Source organism: Mycobacterium sp. NAZ190054 (genome assembly GCF_001545925.1).
In the GTDB taxonomy this organism is placed as follows: domain Bacteria; phylum Actinomycetota; class Actinomycetes; order Mycobacteriales; family Mycobacteriaceae; genus Mycobacterium.
In genome coordinates this window covers 1-16,232 of sequence record NZ_LMVQ01000028.1, presented here as the reverse complement: position 1 = coordinate 16,232, position 16,232 = coordinate 1, and the positions used below count along the sequence as shown (strand labels likewise).

Sequence of the window (16,232 nt, the reverse complement as noted above, 5' to 3'; positions counted from 1 at the left end):
CGGGGAAGCGTTGTCCGCCGTGCTGCTCGAGGCGACCATGGCAGGGCTGGCGACCTGCACCGTCACCCACATCACCGAGGTGCCCGAAGGCCGCGACGTCGTCGCGTCGTTGATCGGCAGCACCGCGATCCCACAGGCGCTCGTTCGGGTGGGACGGGCACCGGCCATGGACGTCGCGCCGCCCCCGACACCTCGCCGGGCGGTTCGCGACGTGCTCGTCATCCGCGGAGGCCCCTCATGACCGCAGCATCCCCGACCCCCTGTGTGGTCGTCGGCGTCGACGGCTCCCCCGCCGCGGTCGAGGCCGCGCTGTGGGCCATCGACCAGGCGATCGACCGCGACGTGCCACTGCGGCTCGTCTACGTCATCGAGAGCGAGGACAGCGCGGCGGATCCGTCCGATCAGGCCCGCCGCATCGCCACCGCCGAGGTCGCCCTGCGCTACGCGCTCACCGCCGTGGAGTCCACCCAGCGCCCGGTCAAGATCGAGGTCGAGATCCTCCAGGGCAGGACGGTGCCGACCCTGCTGGAGGCGGCCCGTCCGGCGGTCATGCTGGTCGTCGGCGCCCGCGGGCTCAAGCACTCGACCCAGGGCCGGATCGGTTCGACCGCGGCGGCGCTGTCGACGTCGGCGCACTGTCCGGTCGCGATCGTGCGCGCCCACCGGCCACACCGCCGCGGCGAGCGGGCCGTGGTCATCGAATTCACCGATACCGCGGCGGGCAACGTGGTGATGCGCCGCGGGCTCGACGAGGCACGCCGACGGCGCGCCCAGGCCCGGGTACTGACACCGGCGCGGACAGCCGCCGACGCCGTCGCGCACTGGGAACGCCGGCTGGCCGAATGGCGCCGCCACTTTCCCGACGTCGACATCACCGCCGTCGCCAGGTCCGGCGACACGCTCGACTATCTGTCCGCGCATGGGGACGGGGTTCAGCTGGTGGTCGCCGACCGTAGGCGGCCGGGAGGAGTCGCCGGCCTGGTCGGCGCTCCCGGCAACGCCGCCCTGCGCGACACGGATTGTTCGATACTGGTGTGTGAACCGCACAACGCACTGTGAACCGGTGCCGATCCGTTGAGGGGATGACGTCGCGACATGGTGAAGGTGTTCCTGGTAGACGACCATGAAGTGGTGCGGCGCGGGTTGATCGACCTGCTCGGCGGTGATCCCGAACTCGATGTGGTCGGTGAGGCCGGCACCGTCGCCGAGGCGCTGGCCCGCATCCCGGCCACTCAGCCGGATGTGGCGGTGCTCGACGTCCGGCTGCCCGACGGCAACGGCATCGAGCTGTGCCGCGAACTGCTGTCCCGGCTGCCTGACCTGCGGTGCCTGATGCTGACGTCGTTCACCTCCGACGAGGCGATGCTCGACGCCATCCTCGCCGGTGCCAGCGGCTACGTCGTCAAGGACATCAAGGGCATGGAGCTCGCCCAGGCCATCAAGGAGGTCGGGTCGGGCCGCTCGTTGCTGGACAACCGGGCCGCGGCGGCGTTGATGGCGCGGTTACGCGGCGACAGCGATCCCGGTGACCCTCTGTCGGCCCTGACCGAACAGGAGCGCGTACTGCTCGATCTGCTCGGCGAAGGGTTGACGAACAAACAGATCGCGGCGCGGATGTTCCTGGCCGAGAAGACGGTCAAGAACTATGTGTCCCGGCTACTCGCCAAACTCGGCATGGAACGGCGCACCCAGGCGGCGGTGTTCGTCTCCAAGCTCGACCGCCACCGTCGCCACGACGGCATCTGAACCGCTACTGCTACGCCGGACCGTCAAGCCGGACAACGACTTCGGTCAGATCACGGCGCGGCGTCGACGGCAGCGGGTCGGCATTGACCGGCGCCCAGCCCACCCGCAGCAACATCTGCGGATGCCCGTCGGCGCCGAAGACATCCCGCCGCACCGCCTCGCGGGTTTCGGCGATCTCCAGCGGCTCGGTGATCGGACAACTCGCCAGCCCCAGCGCGGTCGCGGTGAGCAGCACCACGCTGGTCGCCTCGCCGGCGCGCAACCAGGACAGCTCGTCGTCGTCGACCGTGCCGAGCGCGAGCACCGCGGCGTTGTCGTCGACCGCATCGGCATCCGGGGGCTGCGGCAGCACACCGCCGGCGAACGTGCGCGGAGGGATCGGTCCCGCCCCGTCGGGGCCGGGCGCGCTGCGGGCCGGGACACCGGCGGTGGAGGCGTACCGGCCGCTCCAGGTCGCCAACTCGGTCAGGTAACCGGGGTCCGCACCGTGTCGATGCGCCGCGGCGTTCACCAACCGGGTGAGGCCCTCCAGGTCGTCGATCCGGCGCAGCATCACTCCGGCCCGGGCCGCCCTGGCCCCCATCAGCGCGATGTCCCCACGGGGCACCGGCCACGAGCTGTAATGCCGGCGGTCCGTGCGCCGGCGCGGGATCGCCGCCGCCAGCGTCACGTCGAGTTCGGCTGCCGGATAGCGATGCAACTCCAACGCGGCCAGATGGCCCGGCTCGGCCGGGTTCGGATATCTGTGCACCCTGGACTGCCAACCGAGTGCGGCCAGCGCCACCACGCAGTGGTTGAGCGCCGCACCGCAGCTGATCACCAGATCGCGCCCCTCGGGGTCGGTGTGCGGCAACAACAGATCCGAATTCGCGTACAGGTGCACGCTGCGGCCACCGACCCGCCACTGCCATGGTTGCGAGTTGTGCACCGAGGGCGCACGATTCGCCAGCGACAGCGCCGACCTCAGGGTCTCGCCGTCGGGAAAGTGACCGGTCATCGCTACGTCTGCCCTTCAGGAGTTGTCGTCTCCTCAAGGGTGCTCCGCCGGCGCCGTCATGGAGAGGGCACAAAGACCTCTTCTGCCGTGACTACCGCAACCACACCGCGGTGTCCGGCGGGAGCACGTCCACCACGCCGGGTTCCGACGCCAGCGCGGCCGCCGCGCCGCCGGGCAACCGGACGTCGGTGTCGCCGGTGTTGACCCAGCACTGTGCGTCGCCGCGCCGGAATGCCGCGACGTCGGGCGCGACGTCGATCCACTCGACCTCCGCTGCGTCGCGCCACAACCGCGGGCGCAGCCGCAACGCGGCGCGGTACAGGTTCAATGTGGAGGCGGGGTCGCGGTCCTGCGCCTCGACGCTGTGCTCGGACCAATGCCCGGGCTGCGGCAGCCAGGGCACCGCGTCGGGATGGGACGCGAACCCGTATGGAGCCTCGGTCTCGGTCCACGGCAACGGGATTCGACATCCGTCGCGGCCGACGTCGGTGAACCCGGATTGCTCCCAGGTGGGGTCCTGACGCGCTTCGGCGGGCAGGTCCTCGATCTCCTCGAGCGCGAGTTCCTCACCTTGGTAGATATAGGCCGTGCCCGGCAGCGCCAGCTGGATCAGCGCGGCGGCGCGCGCCCGCCGCCGGCCCAGTGCGTGATCCGGCTCTTCGCCGCCCCAGCGTCCGCGCTCCCAGTCGGTGTCGATCAGATGCGCCGGCTGAGAACGCGAGAAGCGTGTCACGGTGCGGGTGACGTCGTGGTTGGACAGCACCCAGGTGGGCGGTGCGCCGACCGACGCGGCGGAGCCGATCGCGTCGTCGACGACCTTGCGCAACAGGTCGGCCCGCCACGGTGAGCGCAGGAAATCGAACTGGAAGGCGGTGTGCAGCTCGTCGGGGCGCAGGTAGCGGGCCAGCCGCTCATTGCTGGGCACCCAGGCCTCGGCGATGAAGATCCGTTCCGGCGCGTAGCGGTCGGCCACCGCCCGCCAGCCACGGTAGATCTCGTGCACGCCGTCCTGATCCCAGGCCGGGTGGCGGTTCTGGGTCTGCAGGATCGCGTGCGGTTCGTCGCCGGCGCTCGTTCCGTCGGGCAGGCCGGCCTCCTTGACCAGACCATGCGCCACGTCGATGCGGAAGCCGTCGACGCCCCGGTCGAACCAGAACGCCAGGATGTCCTCGAATTCGGCGCGCACCTCGTCGTGGTCCCAGTTCAGGTCGGGCTGTCCGGGAGCGAACAGGTGCAGATACCACTGGCCTTCCAGCGGACCGCTGTCGACCCGCGTCCACGCCGGGCCACCGAACACGCTCTGCCAGTTGTTCGGCGGCAACCCGCCGTCGGCGCCCCGGCCGGGCCTGAAGTGGTACCGCTGTCGCGCCCCGGGCTCGTCGTCGAGTGCGGCCTTGAACCACGCGTGTTGATCGGACGTGTGGTTGGGCACGATGTCGAGGATCACCCGGACACCGGAGGCGTGGGCCTCGGCGATCAGTGCCTGGGCATCCGCCAGCGTGCCGTAGGCCGGTTCTATGTCGCGGTAGTCGGAGACGTCGTATCCGGCATCGGCCATCGGGGACGGATACCAGGGGTTGATCCAGATGGCGTCCACACCGAGCCGGGCCAGGTAGGGCAGCCGGGCCCGCAGCCCCTGGATGTCTCCGACGCCGTCACCGTTTCCGTCGGCGAAGCTGCGGATGTACACCTGGTAGACGACAGCGGTCTGCCACCATGGCGACTCGTCGGACACGGATCGGATCCTCCCCGGGTGAACGTAAACGTTTTCCCGTCCAGATTCCGGATGTAAGGGCGCACTGTCAACTCGTCTCGAGCTTACGTAAATAATTACGCTCGGCTATTCTGCGGGTTCGATGATCCCGAAGCAGGCCGTGAACATGACCGACGTCGCGCGGCGTTCGGGGGTGTCCATCGCGTCGGTGTCGCGGGCGCTGCGCGGTGAGTCCGGCGTCTCACCGGCGACCCGCGAGCGCATCCTGTCGGTGGCCCGGGAACTGTCCTATGTCGTGTCCCCGGAGGCCTCCCGCCTGTCGGGCGGCCCGACCGGCCGCGTCGGGGTGATCGTGCCGCGGATCGACGCGTGGTTCTATTCGACCGTCCTGGCCGGAATCGCCGACGAGTTCGACACCGTCGGTGTGGATCTGGTGCTGTGCACGCTGCCCGACTCCGTGGCGCGCCACCGCTTCTTCGAAGCACTTCCGTTGCGCCGCAAAGTCGACGCGGCGGTCGTCGTCTCCCTTCCGCTGTCCCCGCGCGAGCACACCCGGCTCGAACAACTGGCGGTCCCAACCGTCTTCGTCGGGGGGCACCGCACCGACGACCACCGGCCGTGGGTGGGCATCGACGACGACCGCGCCGCGCAGCAGGCCGTCGGCCACCTGGTGCGGACCGGCCACCGTGACATCGCGATGATCCAGGCCGGCGCCGACGCCGACATCCCGTGGGCGACCGACCAGGCCCGCATCCGTGGGTTCCACCGCCGACTCGCCGAGGCCGGGTTGACCCGACCGACCGTGGTGACCGTGAAGTGGAGCATCGACGGCGGTTCACGCGGCATGGAGATGCTGCTGAGCCGCGACCGCCTGCCCACGGCGGTGTTCTGCCATTCCGACGAGATCGCCCTCGGTGCGCTGCGCACCCTGCGCCGATCGGGAATCGCTGTGCCTCAGCAGGTCTCGGTGATCGGCGTGGACGACCACCCGTCGGCCGACATCAATGACCTGACGACGGTCGCGCAGCCGGTGCGTGAGCAGGGCCGGCTCGCGGCCCGTGCGGTGCTCAGCCGCCTGAGCAGCGACGAAAGCGCCGAACCCGCGCCGGCGGTCACCGTACTGCCCACCCGCCTGGTCATCCGCGGGTCCACCGCCCCGCCGCGCTGACACCGCTACCCCACCAGCCTTGTGAGGTGTGACACACTCAACTGCGTACCGAATGTGCTGCCCGTGGCCCTCATCGGAGACCACAACTTCATAGACGAGGACGTGATGAAACGAGATCAGTTCGCCCGCGGGCGACGGCGTCGTGCGATCGCGCTGGCCAGTGCGCCGCTGATCGCGGCGACAGTGTTGTCCGGCTGCGGCAGTGAAGGCGGTCCCCCGACGCTGACGTGGTACATCCTCCCCGACAACGGTGGCTCGGCCACGCGCGCGCAGGAATGCGCCGACGCGTCCAACGGCGCGTACCAGGTGCGTATCGAAGCGCTGCCCAGCACCGCGACCGCCCAGCGCGAGCAGATGGTGCGCCGACTGGCCGCCGGTGACTCGTCGATCGACCTCGTCAGCCTCGACGTGGTGTTCACCGCGGAGTTCGCCAACGCCGGCTTCCTGCGCCCCTACACCGCCGAGGAGAGGGAGCGGCTGACCGCGGGCATGCTGCCGGCGCCGGTCGAGACGGGTATCTGGGACGACGAGCTCTACGGGGTGCCCTACAAATCCAACGCCCAGTTGCTGTGGTACCGCAAGTCACACGCCGCCGCGGCGGGTGTGGATCCGGCGAGCCCGACGTTCACCTGGGACGAGATGATCAAAGCCGCTGTGGGGCAGAACAAGAAAGTCGCCGTGCAGGCCCAGCGGTACGAGGGCTACACGGTGCTGATCAACGCGTTGGTGCTCTCGGCGGGCGGCGAGATGCTGCAGGACGTGGAGGCCGGCCGCAACGCCACACCGTCGATGGCCAGCCCCGCCGGGGAGAAGGCCGCCGAGATCGTCGGTAACCTCGGGCGCTCCAGCGCGGCGCCCACCGACATGTCGAACGCCTCCGAGGAGCAGGCGCGCGCCAACTTCCAGTCCGAGCAGGGCATGTTCATGGTCAACTGGCCCTACGTGCTGGCAGCGGCGCGCAGCGCGGCCGAGGAAGGCACCCTTCCGCAGGAGGTCGTCGACGACATCGGTTGGGCGCGTTACCCGAGGGTGGCCCCGGACCGTCCCAGCGCACCGCCGCTGGGCGGCGCCAACCTCGGCATCGGCGCCTACACCGAGCATCCCGACGAGGCCGTCGCGTTCGTCGAATGCGTCAACGCCCTGCCGAAAGCCACGCAGTACATGCTCGACGAGGGCGAGCCGTCGCCCTACGCGGCGTCCTACGACGACCCGACGTTACGGGCCGAATACGAGAACGCCGACCTGATCCGGGAATCCATCGCCGAAGGTGGCCCCCGACCGCTGTCGCCGTTCTACACCGACATCTCCGGCGCGATCCAGCAGACCTGGCATCCGCCCGCGTCGGTGAACGCCGAAACCCCGGAAAGGACCGATGAGTTCATGGCTGACGTGCTGGCCGGAAGGCGGCTGCTGTGACCACGTTGCAGACCCCGCCGCTGCAGAAGGACCCGGGCACACCGGCGGTCAGTGAGCGGGCCAAGGGCGAACGCCGCCTCGGGCTCTACCTGACCTTGCCGTCGTACCTGGTGATGCTGCTCGTCACCGCCTACCCGCTGGGCTATGCACTGGTGCTCAGCCTGTACAACTTCCGTCTCACCGACCCCGAAGGCCGCAGCTTCGTCGGCCTGGCCAACTACGGGGTCATCCTCACCGACCCGGTGTGGTGGAACGACTTCGTCACCACACTGGCGATCACGGTCGTCACCGTCGCGATCGAACTCGTCCTCGGATTCTGGTTCGCGTTCGTGATGCTGCGCATCGTGCGAGGGCGCGGACCGCTGCGCACCGCGATCCTGATCCCCTACGGGATCGTCACCGTCGTGTCAGCGTTCATCTGGCGCTACGCGTTCGCGATCGATTCGGGCTTCGTCAACCAGTGGCTCAACCTCACCGAGTTCGACTGGTTCGGCGACCGCTGGTCGGCCATCTTCGTGATCTGTCTGTCCGAGATCTGGAAGACCACACCGTTCATCTCGCTGCTGCTGCTGGCCGGTCTGGTCCAGGTGCCCGAGGACATGCAGGAGGCCGCCAAGGTCGACGGCGCCACCGCATGGCAGCGACTCTGGAAGATCACCCTGCCGAACATGAAGGCCGCCATCATGGTGGCGCTGCTGTTCCGCACGCTGGACGCGTGGCGGATCTTCGACAACCCGTACGTGATGACCGCCGGCGCCAACAACACCGAGACCATCTCGTTCCTGGCCTACCGGCAGAACGTCACACTGGTGAACCTCGGTATGGGATCGGCGGTCTCGGTGCTGTTGTTCCTGTCGGTGGTCGCCATCGCCTGGGTTTTCATCAAGGTCTTCAAAACCGACCTCTCGCAAGTCAGGGGTGACCAGTGACCAAGAGCACCAAGTGGTGGACGATCGCGGGCATCGTCATCGTCATCTACAGCTTCGTGCCGATGCTGTGGATGATCAGCCTGGCGTTCAAACCGCCGTCCGACATCGTCTCGGGCAATCCGTCGTTCCTGCCCAGTTCGATCACGTTCGACAACTTCGCGCAGATCTTCAGCCAACCGCTGTTCACCCGGGCGCTGATCAACTCGATCGGCATCGCGGTCATCGCGACGGTCATCTCGGTGGTCATCGCCATGTTCGCCGCGTACGCCATTGCGCGCCTTGAGTTCCCGGGTAAGAAGGTGCTGCTGTCGTTGGCGCTGGGCATCGCGATGTTCCCTCAGGCCGCGCTCGTCGGCCCGCTGTTCGACATGTGGCGCGGGCTGGGGATCTACGACACCTGGCTCGGGTTGATCATCCCGTACCTGACGTTCGCACTACCGCTGTCGATCTGGACGATGTCGGCGTTCTTCCGCCAGATCCCCTGGGAGATGGAACATGCCGCACAGGTCGACGGCGCCACCCAGTGGCAGGCGTTCCGCAAGGTGATCGTCCCGCTGGCCGCACCCGGCGTGTTCACCACCGCGATCCTGACGTTCTTCTTCTGCTGGAACGACTTCCTGTTCGCGATCTCGCTGACCTCCACCGACAGCGCCCGCACGGTTCCGGCCGCGCTGGCCTTCTTCCAGGGTGCGTCGTACTTCGAGTCGCCGGTCCCCTACATCATGGCCGCGTCGGTGATCGTGACGATCCCCGTCGTCATCCTGGTCCTCATCTTCCAGCGGCGCATCGTCGCCGGTCTCACCTCCGGAGCAGTGAAGGGATAACCCCCATGGCAGCAATCACGATGCGCAATATCGTCAAGAAGTACGGTGACGGCTATCCGGCGGTCAACGACGTGAGCCTCGACATCGCCGACGGCGAGTTCATGATCCTGGTGGGTCCGTCGGGCTGCGGCAAGTCGACCTTGTTGAGGATGATCGTCGGTCTGGAGGACATCACCTCCGGCGACATGCTGATCGGCGACACGCGGGTCAACGACAAGGCCCCCCGCGACCGCAACCTGGCGATGGTGTTCCAGAACTATGCGCTCTACCCGCACCTGACGGTGTTCGAGAACATCGCGTTCCCGCTTCGGTTGGCCGGCAAGCTCTCCGACGAGGAGATCCGGCAGCGGGTCAACGACGCGGCCAAGACGCTCGAGCTCGGCGAACACCTCGACCGCAAACCGGCCAACCTCTCCGGCGGTCAGCGGCAGCGCGTCGCGATGGGCCGCGCGATCGTGCGCGAGGCCGATGCGTTCCTGTTCGACGAACCGCTGAGCAACCTCGACGCCAAGCTGCGCGGCCAGATGCGCACCGAGATCCTGCGGCTGCAGCGCAAACTCGGCGTCACCACCGTTTACGTCACGCACGACCAGACCGAGGCGATGACACTCGGTGACCGGGTCGCGGTACTGAAGAAGGGGATCCTGCAGCAGGTCGCCAGCCCGCGCGAGCTCTACGACCAGCCGGTGAACCTGTTCGTCGCCGGCTTCATCGGCTCCCCGCCGATGAACTTCGTCCCCGCCCAGGTACGCGGCGACGAGATCGAGCTGCCGTTCGTCACCGTCCCGATGCGCGACGAGTGGCGCGAGGCCGTCCAGGACGGCAAGATCTACATCGCCGGGATCCGGCCCGGCGCGTTCGAGGACGCCGAGTTCGTCGACACCGACAAGCGGTCCCGTGGCGTCACTTTCGACGTGACCATCGACGTCACCGAGTGGCTGGGTAACGAGCAGTACGCGTTCGTACCGTTCGAGGCCTCCGCCGAGATCGCCCGCCAGCTCGCCGAACTCGCCAAGGACCTGGACTCCGAACAGCTGCGCACGCAGATCTGCGTCGAGCTCGACCCGTTGAGCCGGGTCCGTCCGGGCGACCGGGCCACCCTGTGGCTGGACGCCGAGCGCCTGCATCTGTTCGACCCGCAGTCCGGTGAGAACCTCACGCGCGCAACCGAAGCACGCGGGCGGCACGCGGCGGCCACCGGCTGAGCCGACGGTCGCACGACGATGGCCGCCCCCGAGTTGCGGCTGCGGGCCCCGCGCCCGGGACTGATCGCGCTGCCGTGGGAACGTCCCCTCGCCGACTGGGCGGTGCCCGACGTCCCCCTGCGCGCCATCGCGGTGGGACCGAGCCGCCACCTGGTCAGGTTCGTCGAATGCGACGGTGAACTCTGGGCGCTCAAGGAATTGCCGCCCAGGATCGCCGCCCGCGAGTACGACGTGCTGAGCCGGCTGGAAGGGATGGGGCTGAACGCCGTGCGGCCGGCGGGACTGGTGTTCCAGTCTGATTTCGACACCGCGATCCTGCTGACCCGCTATCTGGTGGGCTCGTGGCAGTACCGGCGGTTGTTCATGCGGCTGCCGCCGGACGTGCCCAAGCACCGGGCGCGGTTGTTCGACGCGATGGCCACTCTGCTGGTGGAACTGCACCGGCACGGGGTGTTCTGGGGCGACTGCTCGCTGGCCAACACGCTGTTCTCCCGCGACGGCCAGGTGCTGCAGGCGTTCCTCGTCGACGCCGAGACCAGCGAGGTGCACCCCACGCTGTCCGACGGGCAACGCACCCTGGACATCGACATCACCGTCGAGAACGTCGCGGCCGGGCTGTTGGACATGGCCGCCAAGCTCGAAAGGCCCGAGCTGGAACCGGGTTTCATCCAAGAGGCCCTCGGGATCAGGGAGCGCTACGAACAGCTGTGGGGCCTGCTGTCCGCCGAGCCGACGTTCGGTTTCGCCGATCGCTATCGGGTCGAGGGCACGATCCGCCGGCTGAACGAGGCCGGGTTCGCCGTCGACGAGGTCTCACTGCAGCCGATCGACACCGGCGCCGACGAGTTGCGGCTGCGCGTCGCGGTGGGCGACCGCAACTTTCACGCCGACCAGTTGCGGCGGCTGACCGGGCTGCACGTCGGGGAAGGTCAGGCACGGATCCTGCTCGGGGACCTGCACGCCTACCAGGGCCAGCTGTGCCACGAGGCCGGCCACGACGTCGACGAACGCACCGCCGCCCAGCTGTGGGTGATGGAGGTGGCCACCCCCACCATGCACCGGGCGCACGCCGCGATCGGGAAGACCGGCACCCCGATCCAGGCCTACTGCGATCTGCTGGAGGTTCGCTGGCTGCTGTCCGAAGGCGCCGGCCGCGACGTCGGCACCGAGCGGGCGCTGCAGGCGCTGTCGCGCAGAACCGTGCCCTCGGAGTCGGCCGCCCAGCTCGCGGTGGTCGAGGAGCCTACCGAGCCGTTCTCGGTGCTCGACGACGACGTCTGACGGTCACGACACCTGCCGCAGCGCGGCGTCGAGGCTCGGGCACAACGACAGCTCCGCGTCGAGCCCGAGGACGGTGAGCGGCCGCCTGGTGACCGCACTGTCGGCCACCACGGCGAACCCGATTTCGGAACCGGCCCGCTCCTTGGCCTTGAGCAGCACCGTCATTCCTGCCGAAGCCAGGAACGTCACACCGCAGAGGTCGACGATCACCGCCCCCGGCGCACCGTCGAACACCTTCTCGATCTCCGCGGTGACCTCGGGCGCGGTGGCGGCGTCCACCACGTCGGACAGCGCGACCACCACCGCATTGCCGACCGTTCGGGTGCCGATGGTGACCTCGCTGCGGTCCGGTGGGAACGCGGGGCTGCTGATCTCGTCGCTCATGCTGCGCTTTCGGTATTCGATCTCCGGGACGGGCTGTGCTGAGATCATCTCAGCATGGACGTGGTTTCGAAGAACAATGTGCGCGTGACCGGCCGGACGGACGGCCCTGCGGTCATGCTGGCACACGGCTTCGGCTGCGACCAGAATCTGTGGCGGTTCGTCGTGCCGCTGTTGGCAGACCGGTTCCGTCTCGTGCTGTTCGACCACGTCGGCGCCGGCGCGTCGGATCCGGCGGCCTGGGATGAGCAGCGCTACACCGACCTGCAGCAGTACGCCGACGACATCCTCACCATCATCGACGAACTGGACCTGCGGGACGTGATCTTCGTCGGCCATTCGGTCGCGTCGATGATGGGCGTTCTCGCCGCGGCCGCCGCTCCCGCCCGGTTCGCCGGGCTGGTGCTGCTCACACCGTCTCCCCGCTATCTCGACGACGGTGATTACCGGGGCGGGTTCTCGCGGTCTGACATCGACGAGTTGCTCGACTCGATCGAGAGCAACTACCTGGGCTGGTCCCGCGCCATGGCGCCGGTGATCATGGGCACCCCGGACCGGCCTGAGCTCGAACAGGAGCTCAGCGACAGCTTCTGCCGCACCGATCCGGCGCGGGCGCTGACCTTCGCGCGCACCACCTTCCTGTCCGACAACCGCACCGATCTGGCCCGCGTCACCGTGCCCACCACGATCGTCGAATGCGCCCACGACACGCTCGCACCGCGCGATGTGGGCGCGTACTGCCACACCCACATCCAGGACAGCACGCTGGTGACCCTCGACGCGACGGGCCACTGCCCCCACCTGAGCGTCCCGGCGGCGACGGCGGCCGCCATCGCGGACTTCGCCGATCGACTGTGAAAGAACAGCAGCCGCAACCCTGTCGGGACGCGCTCGACGACTATTTCGACAACGCCCCGTGCGGGCTGCTGACCACCGGCCCGGACGGGAGCATCACGCTGGCCAACCGGACCTTCGCCGACTGGGTCGGGTATCCACCGGACCAGCTGGTGGGGCGTCGGTTTCCCGACCTGCTGGCCGTCGGCGGTCGGATCCACTACGAGACCCATTTCGCTCCGCTGCTGCAGATGACCGGCACCCTGGGTGGCATCACCGTCGAGCTGCTCAGCGAGAACGACTCGCGGATACCGGTTTTCGTCACCGCCAACGTCAAGACCGATTCCAACGGCGCTCCGGTCGCGCTGCGCATCATCGTGCAGGACGCAACGGACCGGCGTTCGTACGAACGCGAGCTCCTCGAAGCGCGCCGTGCCGCCGATCGCGAGCGAGAACGGGTGCAGCTGTTGGCCGCGACTCTGCAACGCTCGCTGGTGCCACCGAATCTCACCCCACCGGACGGACTGGTCGCCGCCGCGCACTACCACACCGCGTCCGCCGACGACGTCGGCGGCGATTTCTACGACCTGTTCCCGTTGACGCGGCGCAAGTGGGGCATCTTCCTCGGCGACGTGTCCGGCAAGGGGGCCGGCGCGGCCGCCGTGACGTCGCTGACCCGCTACACCCTGCGCGCCGCCGCGGCCTACGACGACGACCCGGTCACCGTGCTGCACAACCTCAACGCGGTGCTGAGCCACGAGTTCCACGGCGACGACCCGCGCTTCTGCACCGTGCTGTTCGGCGTGATCACCCCGAAGGCGGACGGTTTCGGCCTCGAGCTGGCCAGTGGCGGACATCCGCCTGCGCTGCTGATGCCCGCCGCGGGTACGGCGCGCTACGTGCACACCCACGGCGGCCAGGCCGTCGGCATCCTCAGAAACCCGCGGTTCGTGGCACAGTCGGTCCATCTCGGGCCCGGCGACACCCTGGTGATGTACACCGACGGTCTCACCGAGGCGAGGGTCGGCCCCACCCGGCGTTTCGACGATGACGACGACCTTCTTGACTTCGCCGGCAGGAACAGCCCGACCGACGCGCCGACGTTCGTGGCCGCGGTCCGTCATCTCCTCGACGGCTTCGGCGCGGGTCTCGAAGACGACACCGCGGTGATCGCGGTGAGCGTGCCGCCGCCCCGTTCCTGACCCTGGCATCCGCAGACGCGGACTCAATGGCACTATAGGTCCGTAAACACGGACATAGCCGGTGAGGGAGCCCATGCCGAACATTCGCGTCCGGGACGCCGCCACCCTGCTGGGGGTCAGCGACGACACGGTGCGGCGCTGGATCGACAGCGGCAGCCTGCCGTCGGCCAAGGACGCCGCGGGCCGCGCGGTGATCGACGGCAAGGCGCTGGCCGACTTCGCGCGTGACCATGCCTCGCCGCCGCCGGACCCGGTGGGCATCGGCAGTTCTGCGCGCAACCGGTTCGTCGGACTGGTCACCAAGGTCACCGCCGACACGGTGATGAGCGAGGTGCAGATGCAGTGTGGCCCGTTCACGGTGGTGTCGCTGATGAGCACCGAGTCCGCGCGCCAACTCGGCCTCGAACCGGGCGTGGTGGCCGTCGCGGTGGTCAAGGCCACCACCGTCATCGTCGAGACCGCGGACGCCTGATGAAACACGTTGTCGCCGTGGCGCTGTGCGGCCTTACCGGGGCAGGCTGTGCGTCGCCGCCCGATGACGCGACCGCGACCGTGACGGTGTTCGCGGCCGCGTCGCTGAAATCCCCGTTCACCGAACTCGGCGCACGATTCGAAACCGACCATCCCGGGACGAGGGTCACGTTCAATTTCGCCGGCTCGTCGGATCTGGTGGCTCAACTCACCCAAGGCGCACCGGCGGACGTGTTCGCCTCCGCCGACACCGCCAACATGGCCAAGGCCGTCGAGGCCGGGCTGGTCTCCGGTGCGCCGGCCGACTTCGCGACGAACACGCTGACCATCGTCACCCCGCCCGGAAATCCCGGGGGCATCACCTCTTTCGCCGATCTGGGCCGACCGGGGATCCAGGTCGTGGTGTGCGCACCGCAGGTGCCGTGCGGGGCGGCGGCGGAGAAGATCGAGGACGCGACCGGTGTGACGCTGACCCCGGTGAGTGAGGAGTCCGCAGTCACCGACGTTCTCGGCAAGGTCACGTCGGGCCAGGCCGACGCCGGCCTGGTGTACGTCACCGACGCGGCCGTGGCCGGCGACAAGGTCACCCCGGTACACCTCGCGGAGTCCGGCGCCGCGGTGAACACCTACCCCGTCGCGACGCTGGCCGGGTCGCCGAATCCACCCGCGGCGCGGCAGTTCGTCGATCTGGTCACGGGGCCGCAAGGCCGAGAGGTGTTGTCCGCGGCCGGGTTCGGCCCGCCGTGACCGCGCGCCGACGTGCCGGCGGTCCGGTCCAGGTCGGGCTGTCGGCATGGGTCTACGTCCCGGCGGCAGTCGGTGCCCTGTTCGTCGTCCTGCCCCTGGTGGCTGTGCTGCTGCGCATCGACTGGCCCCGCTTCCTGCCGTTGGTGATGTCCGAATCATCGCGCGCCGCTTTGGTTCTCAGCCTGAAGACGGCGGCGGCCAGCACTGCGGTGTGTGTGCTCGTCGGCATCCCGATGGCGCTGGTGCTCGCCCGCGGGCGGTTCCCCGGCCGATCGGTGGTGCGGGCCCTGGTGCTGCTCCCCCTCGTGCTGCCCCCGGTGGTCGGTGGCATCGCGCTGCTGTACACGTTCGGCAGACAGGGACTGCTCGGCCGGCACCTCGACGTCCTGGGCATCCGCATCGCGTTCTCCACCACGGCGGTGGTGCTGGCTCAGTCCTTCGTGTCGCTGCCGTTCCTGGTGGTCAGCCTCGAAGGAGCGCTGCGCTCGGCGGGGTCGGGCTACGAGCACGTCGCCGCGACGCTCGGCGCCAGGCCGACCACGGTGTTGCGGACGGTGACACTGCCGTTGGTGCTGCCCGGCCTGGCCTCGGGCGCCGTGCTGGCCTTCGCACGCGCGCTGGGCGAGTTCGGTGCCACGCTGACCTTCGCCGGGTCGCTGCAGGGGGTCACCAGGACGTTGCCGCTGGAGATCTATCTGCAACGGGAGACCGACGCCGACGCCGCCGTGGCGCTGTCGCTGCTGCTGATCGTCGTGGCCGCCGTGATCGTCGTGGCGACCGCCGGCCGCCGGTTGGCGGGCCCGTCGTGAGCAGCGTGCGCGTCCGGGCCCGTCTCGATCGGCGCGCCGCCGACTTCGACCTGTCGCTCGCCGACGGTGAGGTGCTGGCGGTCCTCGGGCCGAACGGGGCCGGGAAATCGTCCCTGCTGCACCTGATCGCCGGCCTGCTCCGTCCTGACGACGGACGGATCGAGCTGGGCGGCTCGGTGGTGGTCGACACCGCCGCAGGGACGTTCGTGCCCGCCCATGCTCGGCGGGTGGCGATGCTGAACCAGCAGGCCCTGCTGTTCCCGCACATGACCGCGGAGGCCAATGTGGCGTATGCGCCGCGGTGCCGGGGGTTTCCACGCGGGCAGGCACGCGCAAGCGCACGCCGGTGGCTCGCCGCCGTCGGCGCGGCTGAACTGGCGGGGCGAGGGGGGAGGGAGAGCGGCGGGGGGGGGGAGAGGGGAGATATTGGGGGGCGGCGGGTCAGTAAAAAAAAAAAAGAGAGAAGATAAGTGGTGCTCTACGTAGACACGGGATGAGTGACAGGCTG

Annotated in this window: 17 protein-coding genes and 1 pseudogene; 15 read left to right on the top strand and 3 right to left on the bottom strand. The window is 69.1% G+C overall.

Going from position 1 to position 16,232, the window contains the following annotated elements:
- The 3 genes and pseudogenes from ASJ79_RS33005 to ASJ79_RS03140 form a co-directional block, all read left to right on the top strand.
- Positions 1-241, top strand: a pseudogene (locus tag ASJ79_RS33005) (NAD(P)H nitroreductase); the annotation flags it as partial.
- Complete coding sequence (locus ASJ79_RS03145; RefSeq protein ID WP_067953113.1) at positions 238-1,059, top strand: universal stress protein; 822 nt, start codon at positions 238-240, stop codon at positions 1,057-1,059. The pseudogene ASJ79_RS33005 and the gene ASJ79_RS03145, both read left to right, overlap by 4 nt.
- Positions 1,060-1,095: 36 nt before the next feature.
- Positions 1,096-1,746: a response regulator transcription factor gene (locus ASJ79_RS03140; protein ID WP_067953111.1), complete on the top strand. Its 651-nt coding sequence runs from the start codon at positions 1,096-1,098 to the stop codon at positions 1,744-1,746.
- Between the two features lie 10 nt (positions 1,747-1,756).
- Here ASJ79_RS03140 and ASJ79_RS03135 read toward each other — a convergent pair whose 3' ends face one another.
- Entirely contained in the window at positions 1,757-2,743 is a 987-nt protein-coding gene (locus ASJ79_RS03135; protein ID WP_067953109.1) for a nitroreductase family protein, read from the bottom strand.
- A gap of 91 nt (positions 2,744-2,834) precedes the next feature.
- Positions 2,835-4,478 (bottom strand): glycoside hydrolase family 13 protein, encoded by a 1,644-nt coding sequence (locus ASJ79_RS03130; RefSeq protein WP_067953107.1) that lies wholly within the window; start codon positions 4,476-4,478, stop codon positions 2,835-2,837.
- A 121-nt stretch (positions 4,479-4,599) separates the two neighbouring features.
- Here ASJ79_RS03130 and ASJ79_RS03125 point away from each other — a divergent pair, with 121 nt between their 5' ends.
- From ASJ79_RS03125 to ASJ79_RS03100, 6 genes are all read left to right on the top strand, one after another.
- Complete coding sequence (locus ASJ79_RS03125; protein WP_067953105.1) at positions 4,600-5,625, top strand: LacI family DNA-binding transcriptional regulator; 1,026 nt, start codon at positions 4,600-4,602, stop codon at positions 5,623-5,625.
- A 63-nt stretch (positions 5,626-5,688) separates the two neighbouring features.
- On the top strand, positions 5,689-7,041 hold the full coding sequence (locus ASJ79_RS03120) for an extracellular solute-binding protein (protein WP_231750702.1): 1,353 nt from the start codon (positions 5,689-5,691) through the stop codon (positions 7,039-7,041).
- Positions 7,038-7,970, top strand: coding sequence for a carbohydrate ABC transporter permease (locus tag ASJ79_RS03115; protein ID WP_067953103.1), 933 nt, complete (start codon positions 7,038-7,040; stop codon positions 7,968-7,970). The genes ASJ79_RS03120 and ASJ79_RS03115 overlap by 4 nt, the downstream gene beginning before the upstream one ends.
- Entirely contained in the window at positions 7,967-8,794 is an 828-nt protein-coding gene (locus ASJ79_RS03110) for a carbohydrate ABC transporter permease (RefSeq protein ID WP_067953101.1), read from the top strand. Before ASJ79_RS03115 ends, ASJ79_RS03110 begins: the two co-directional genes overlap by 4 nt.
- Before the next feature lie 5 nt (positions 8,795-8,799).
- Entirely contained in the window at positions 8,800-9,999 is a 1,200-nt protein-coding gene (locus ASJ79_RS03105; RefSeq protein WP_067953099.1) for an ABC transporter ATP-binding protein, read from the top strand.
- Between the two features lie 18 nt (positions 10,000-10,017).
- The gene (locus ASJ79_RS03100) at positions 10,018-11,280 is read left to right on the top strand and encodes a DUF4032 domain-containing protein (protein WP_067953097.1); all 1,263 of its coding nucleotides are present in this window, start codon (positions 10,018-10,020) and stop codon (positions 11,278-11,280) included.
- Between the two features lie 3 nt (positions 11,281-11,283).
- Here the strand turns inward: ASJ79_RS03100 and ASJ79_RS03095 are convergent, their stop codons facing one another.
- Positions 11,284-11,712 carry an STAS domain-containing protein gene (locus ASJ79_RS03095; protein WP_067953095.1) on the bottom strand — a complete coding sequence of 143 codons (429 nt, stop codon included), beginning with the start codon at positions 11,710-11,712 and terminating at the stop codon, positions 11,284-11,286.
- Positions 11,713-11,718: 6 nt separating this feature from the next.
- Here ASJ79_RS03095 and ASJ79_RS03090 point away from each other — a divergent pair, with 6 nt between their 5' ends.
- The 6 genes from ASJ79_RS03090 (at position 11,719) to ASJ79_RS03065 (ending at position 16,194) form a co-directional block, all read left to right on the top strand.
- Positions 11,719-12,519: an alpha/beta fold hydrolase gene (locus ASJ79_RS03090; RefSeq protein ID WP_067953093.1), complete on the top strand. Its 801-nt coding sequence runs from the start codon at positions 11,719-11,721 to the stop codon at positions 12,517-12,519.
- Complete coding sequence (locus ASJ79_RS03085; protein ID WP_067953091.1) at positions 12,516-13,697, top strand: SpoIIE family protein phosphatase; 1,182 nt, start codon at positions 12,516-12,518, stop codon at positions 13,695-13,697. Before ASJ79_RS03090 ends, ASJ79_RS03085 begins: the two co-directional genes overlap by 4 nt.
- A 73-nt stretch (positions 13,698-13,770) precedes the next feature.
- On the top strand, positions 13,771-14,169 hold the full coding sequence (locus tag ASJ79_RS03080; RefSeq protein WP_067953088.1) for a molybdopterin-binding protein: 399 nt from the start codon (positions 13,771-13,773) through the stop codon (positions 14,167-14,169).
- A complete protein-coding gene (modA, locus tag ASJ79_RS03075) occupies positions 14,169-14,915 on the top strand; it encodes a molybdate ABC transporter substrate-binding protein (RefSeq protein WP_067953086.1) in 747 nt (248 codons plus the stop codon). The genes ASJ79_RS03080 and modA overlap by 1 nt, the downstream gene beginning before the upstream one ends.
- Positions 14,912-15,724, top strand: coding sequence for an ABC transporter permease (locus ASJ79_RS03070; RefSeq protein WP_067953084.1), 813 nt, complete (start codon positions 14,912-14,914; stop codon positions 15,722-15,724). Before modA ends, ASJ79_RS03070 begins: the two co-directional genes overlap by 4 nt.
- A complete protein-coding gene (locus ASJ79_RS03065) occupies positions 15,721-16,194 on the top strand; it encodes an ATP-binding cassette domain-containing protein (RefSeq protein ID WP_082753637.1) in 474 nt (157 codons plus the stop codon). Before ASJ79_RS03070 ends, ASJ79_RS03065 begins: the two co-directional genes overlap by 4 nt.
- Positions 16,195-16,232: the final 38 nt, after the last annotated feature.

Excerpts from the sequence above, each read along its gene's own strand:
- ASJ79_RS03145 (WP_067953113.1), top strand. The coding sequence starts at position 238 with ATGACCGCAGCATCCCCGACCCCCTGTGTGGTCGTCGGCGTCGACGGC.
- ASJ79_RS03140 (WP_067953111.1), top strand. The coding sequence starts at position 1,096 with ATGGTGAAGGTGTTCCTGGTAGACGACCATGAAGTGGTGCGGCGCGGG.
- ASJ79_RS03135 (WP_067953109.1), bottom strand. The coding sequence starts at position 2,743 with ATGACCGGTCACTTTCCCGACGGCGAGACCCTGAGGTCGGCGCTGTCG.
- ASJ79_RS03125 (WP_067953105.1), top strand. The coding sequence starts at position 4,600 with ATGATCCCGAAGCAGGCCGTGAACATGACCGACGTCGCGCGGCGTTCG.
- ASJ79_RS03105 (WP_067953099.1), top strand. The coding sequence starts at position 8,800 with ATGGCAGCAATCACGATGCGCAATATCGTCAAGAAGTACGGTGACGGC.
- ASJ79_RS03100 (WP_067953097.1), top strand. The coding sequence starts at position 10,018 with ATGGCCGCCCCCGAGTTGCGGCTGCGGGCCCCGCGCCCGGGACTGATC.
- ASJ79_RS03095 (WP_067953095.1), bottom strand. The coding sequence starts at position 11,712 with ATGATCTCAGCACAGCCCGTCCCGGAGATCGAATACCGAAAGCGCAGC.
- ASJ79_RS03090 (WP_067953093.1), top strand. The coding sequence starts at position 11,719 with ATGGACGTGGTTTCGAAGAACAATGTGCGCGTGACCGGCCGGACGGAC.
- ASJ79_RS03080 (WP_067953088.1), top strand. The coding sequence starts at position 13,771 with ATGCCGAACATTCGCGTCCGGGACGCCGCCACCCTGCTGGGGGTCAGC.
- modA (WP_067953086.1), top strand. The coding sequence starts at position 14,169 with ATGAAACACGTTGTCGCCGTGGCGCTGTGCGGCCTTACCGGGGCAGGC.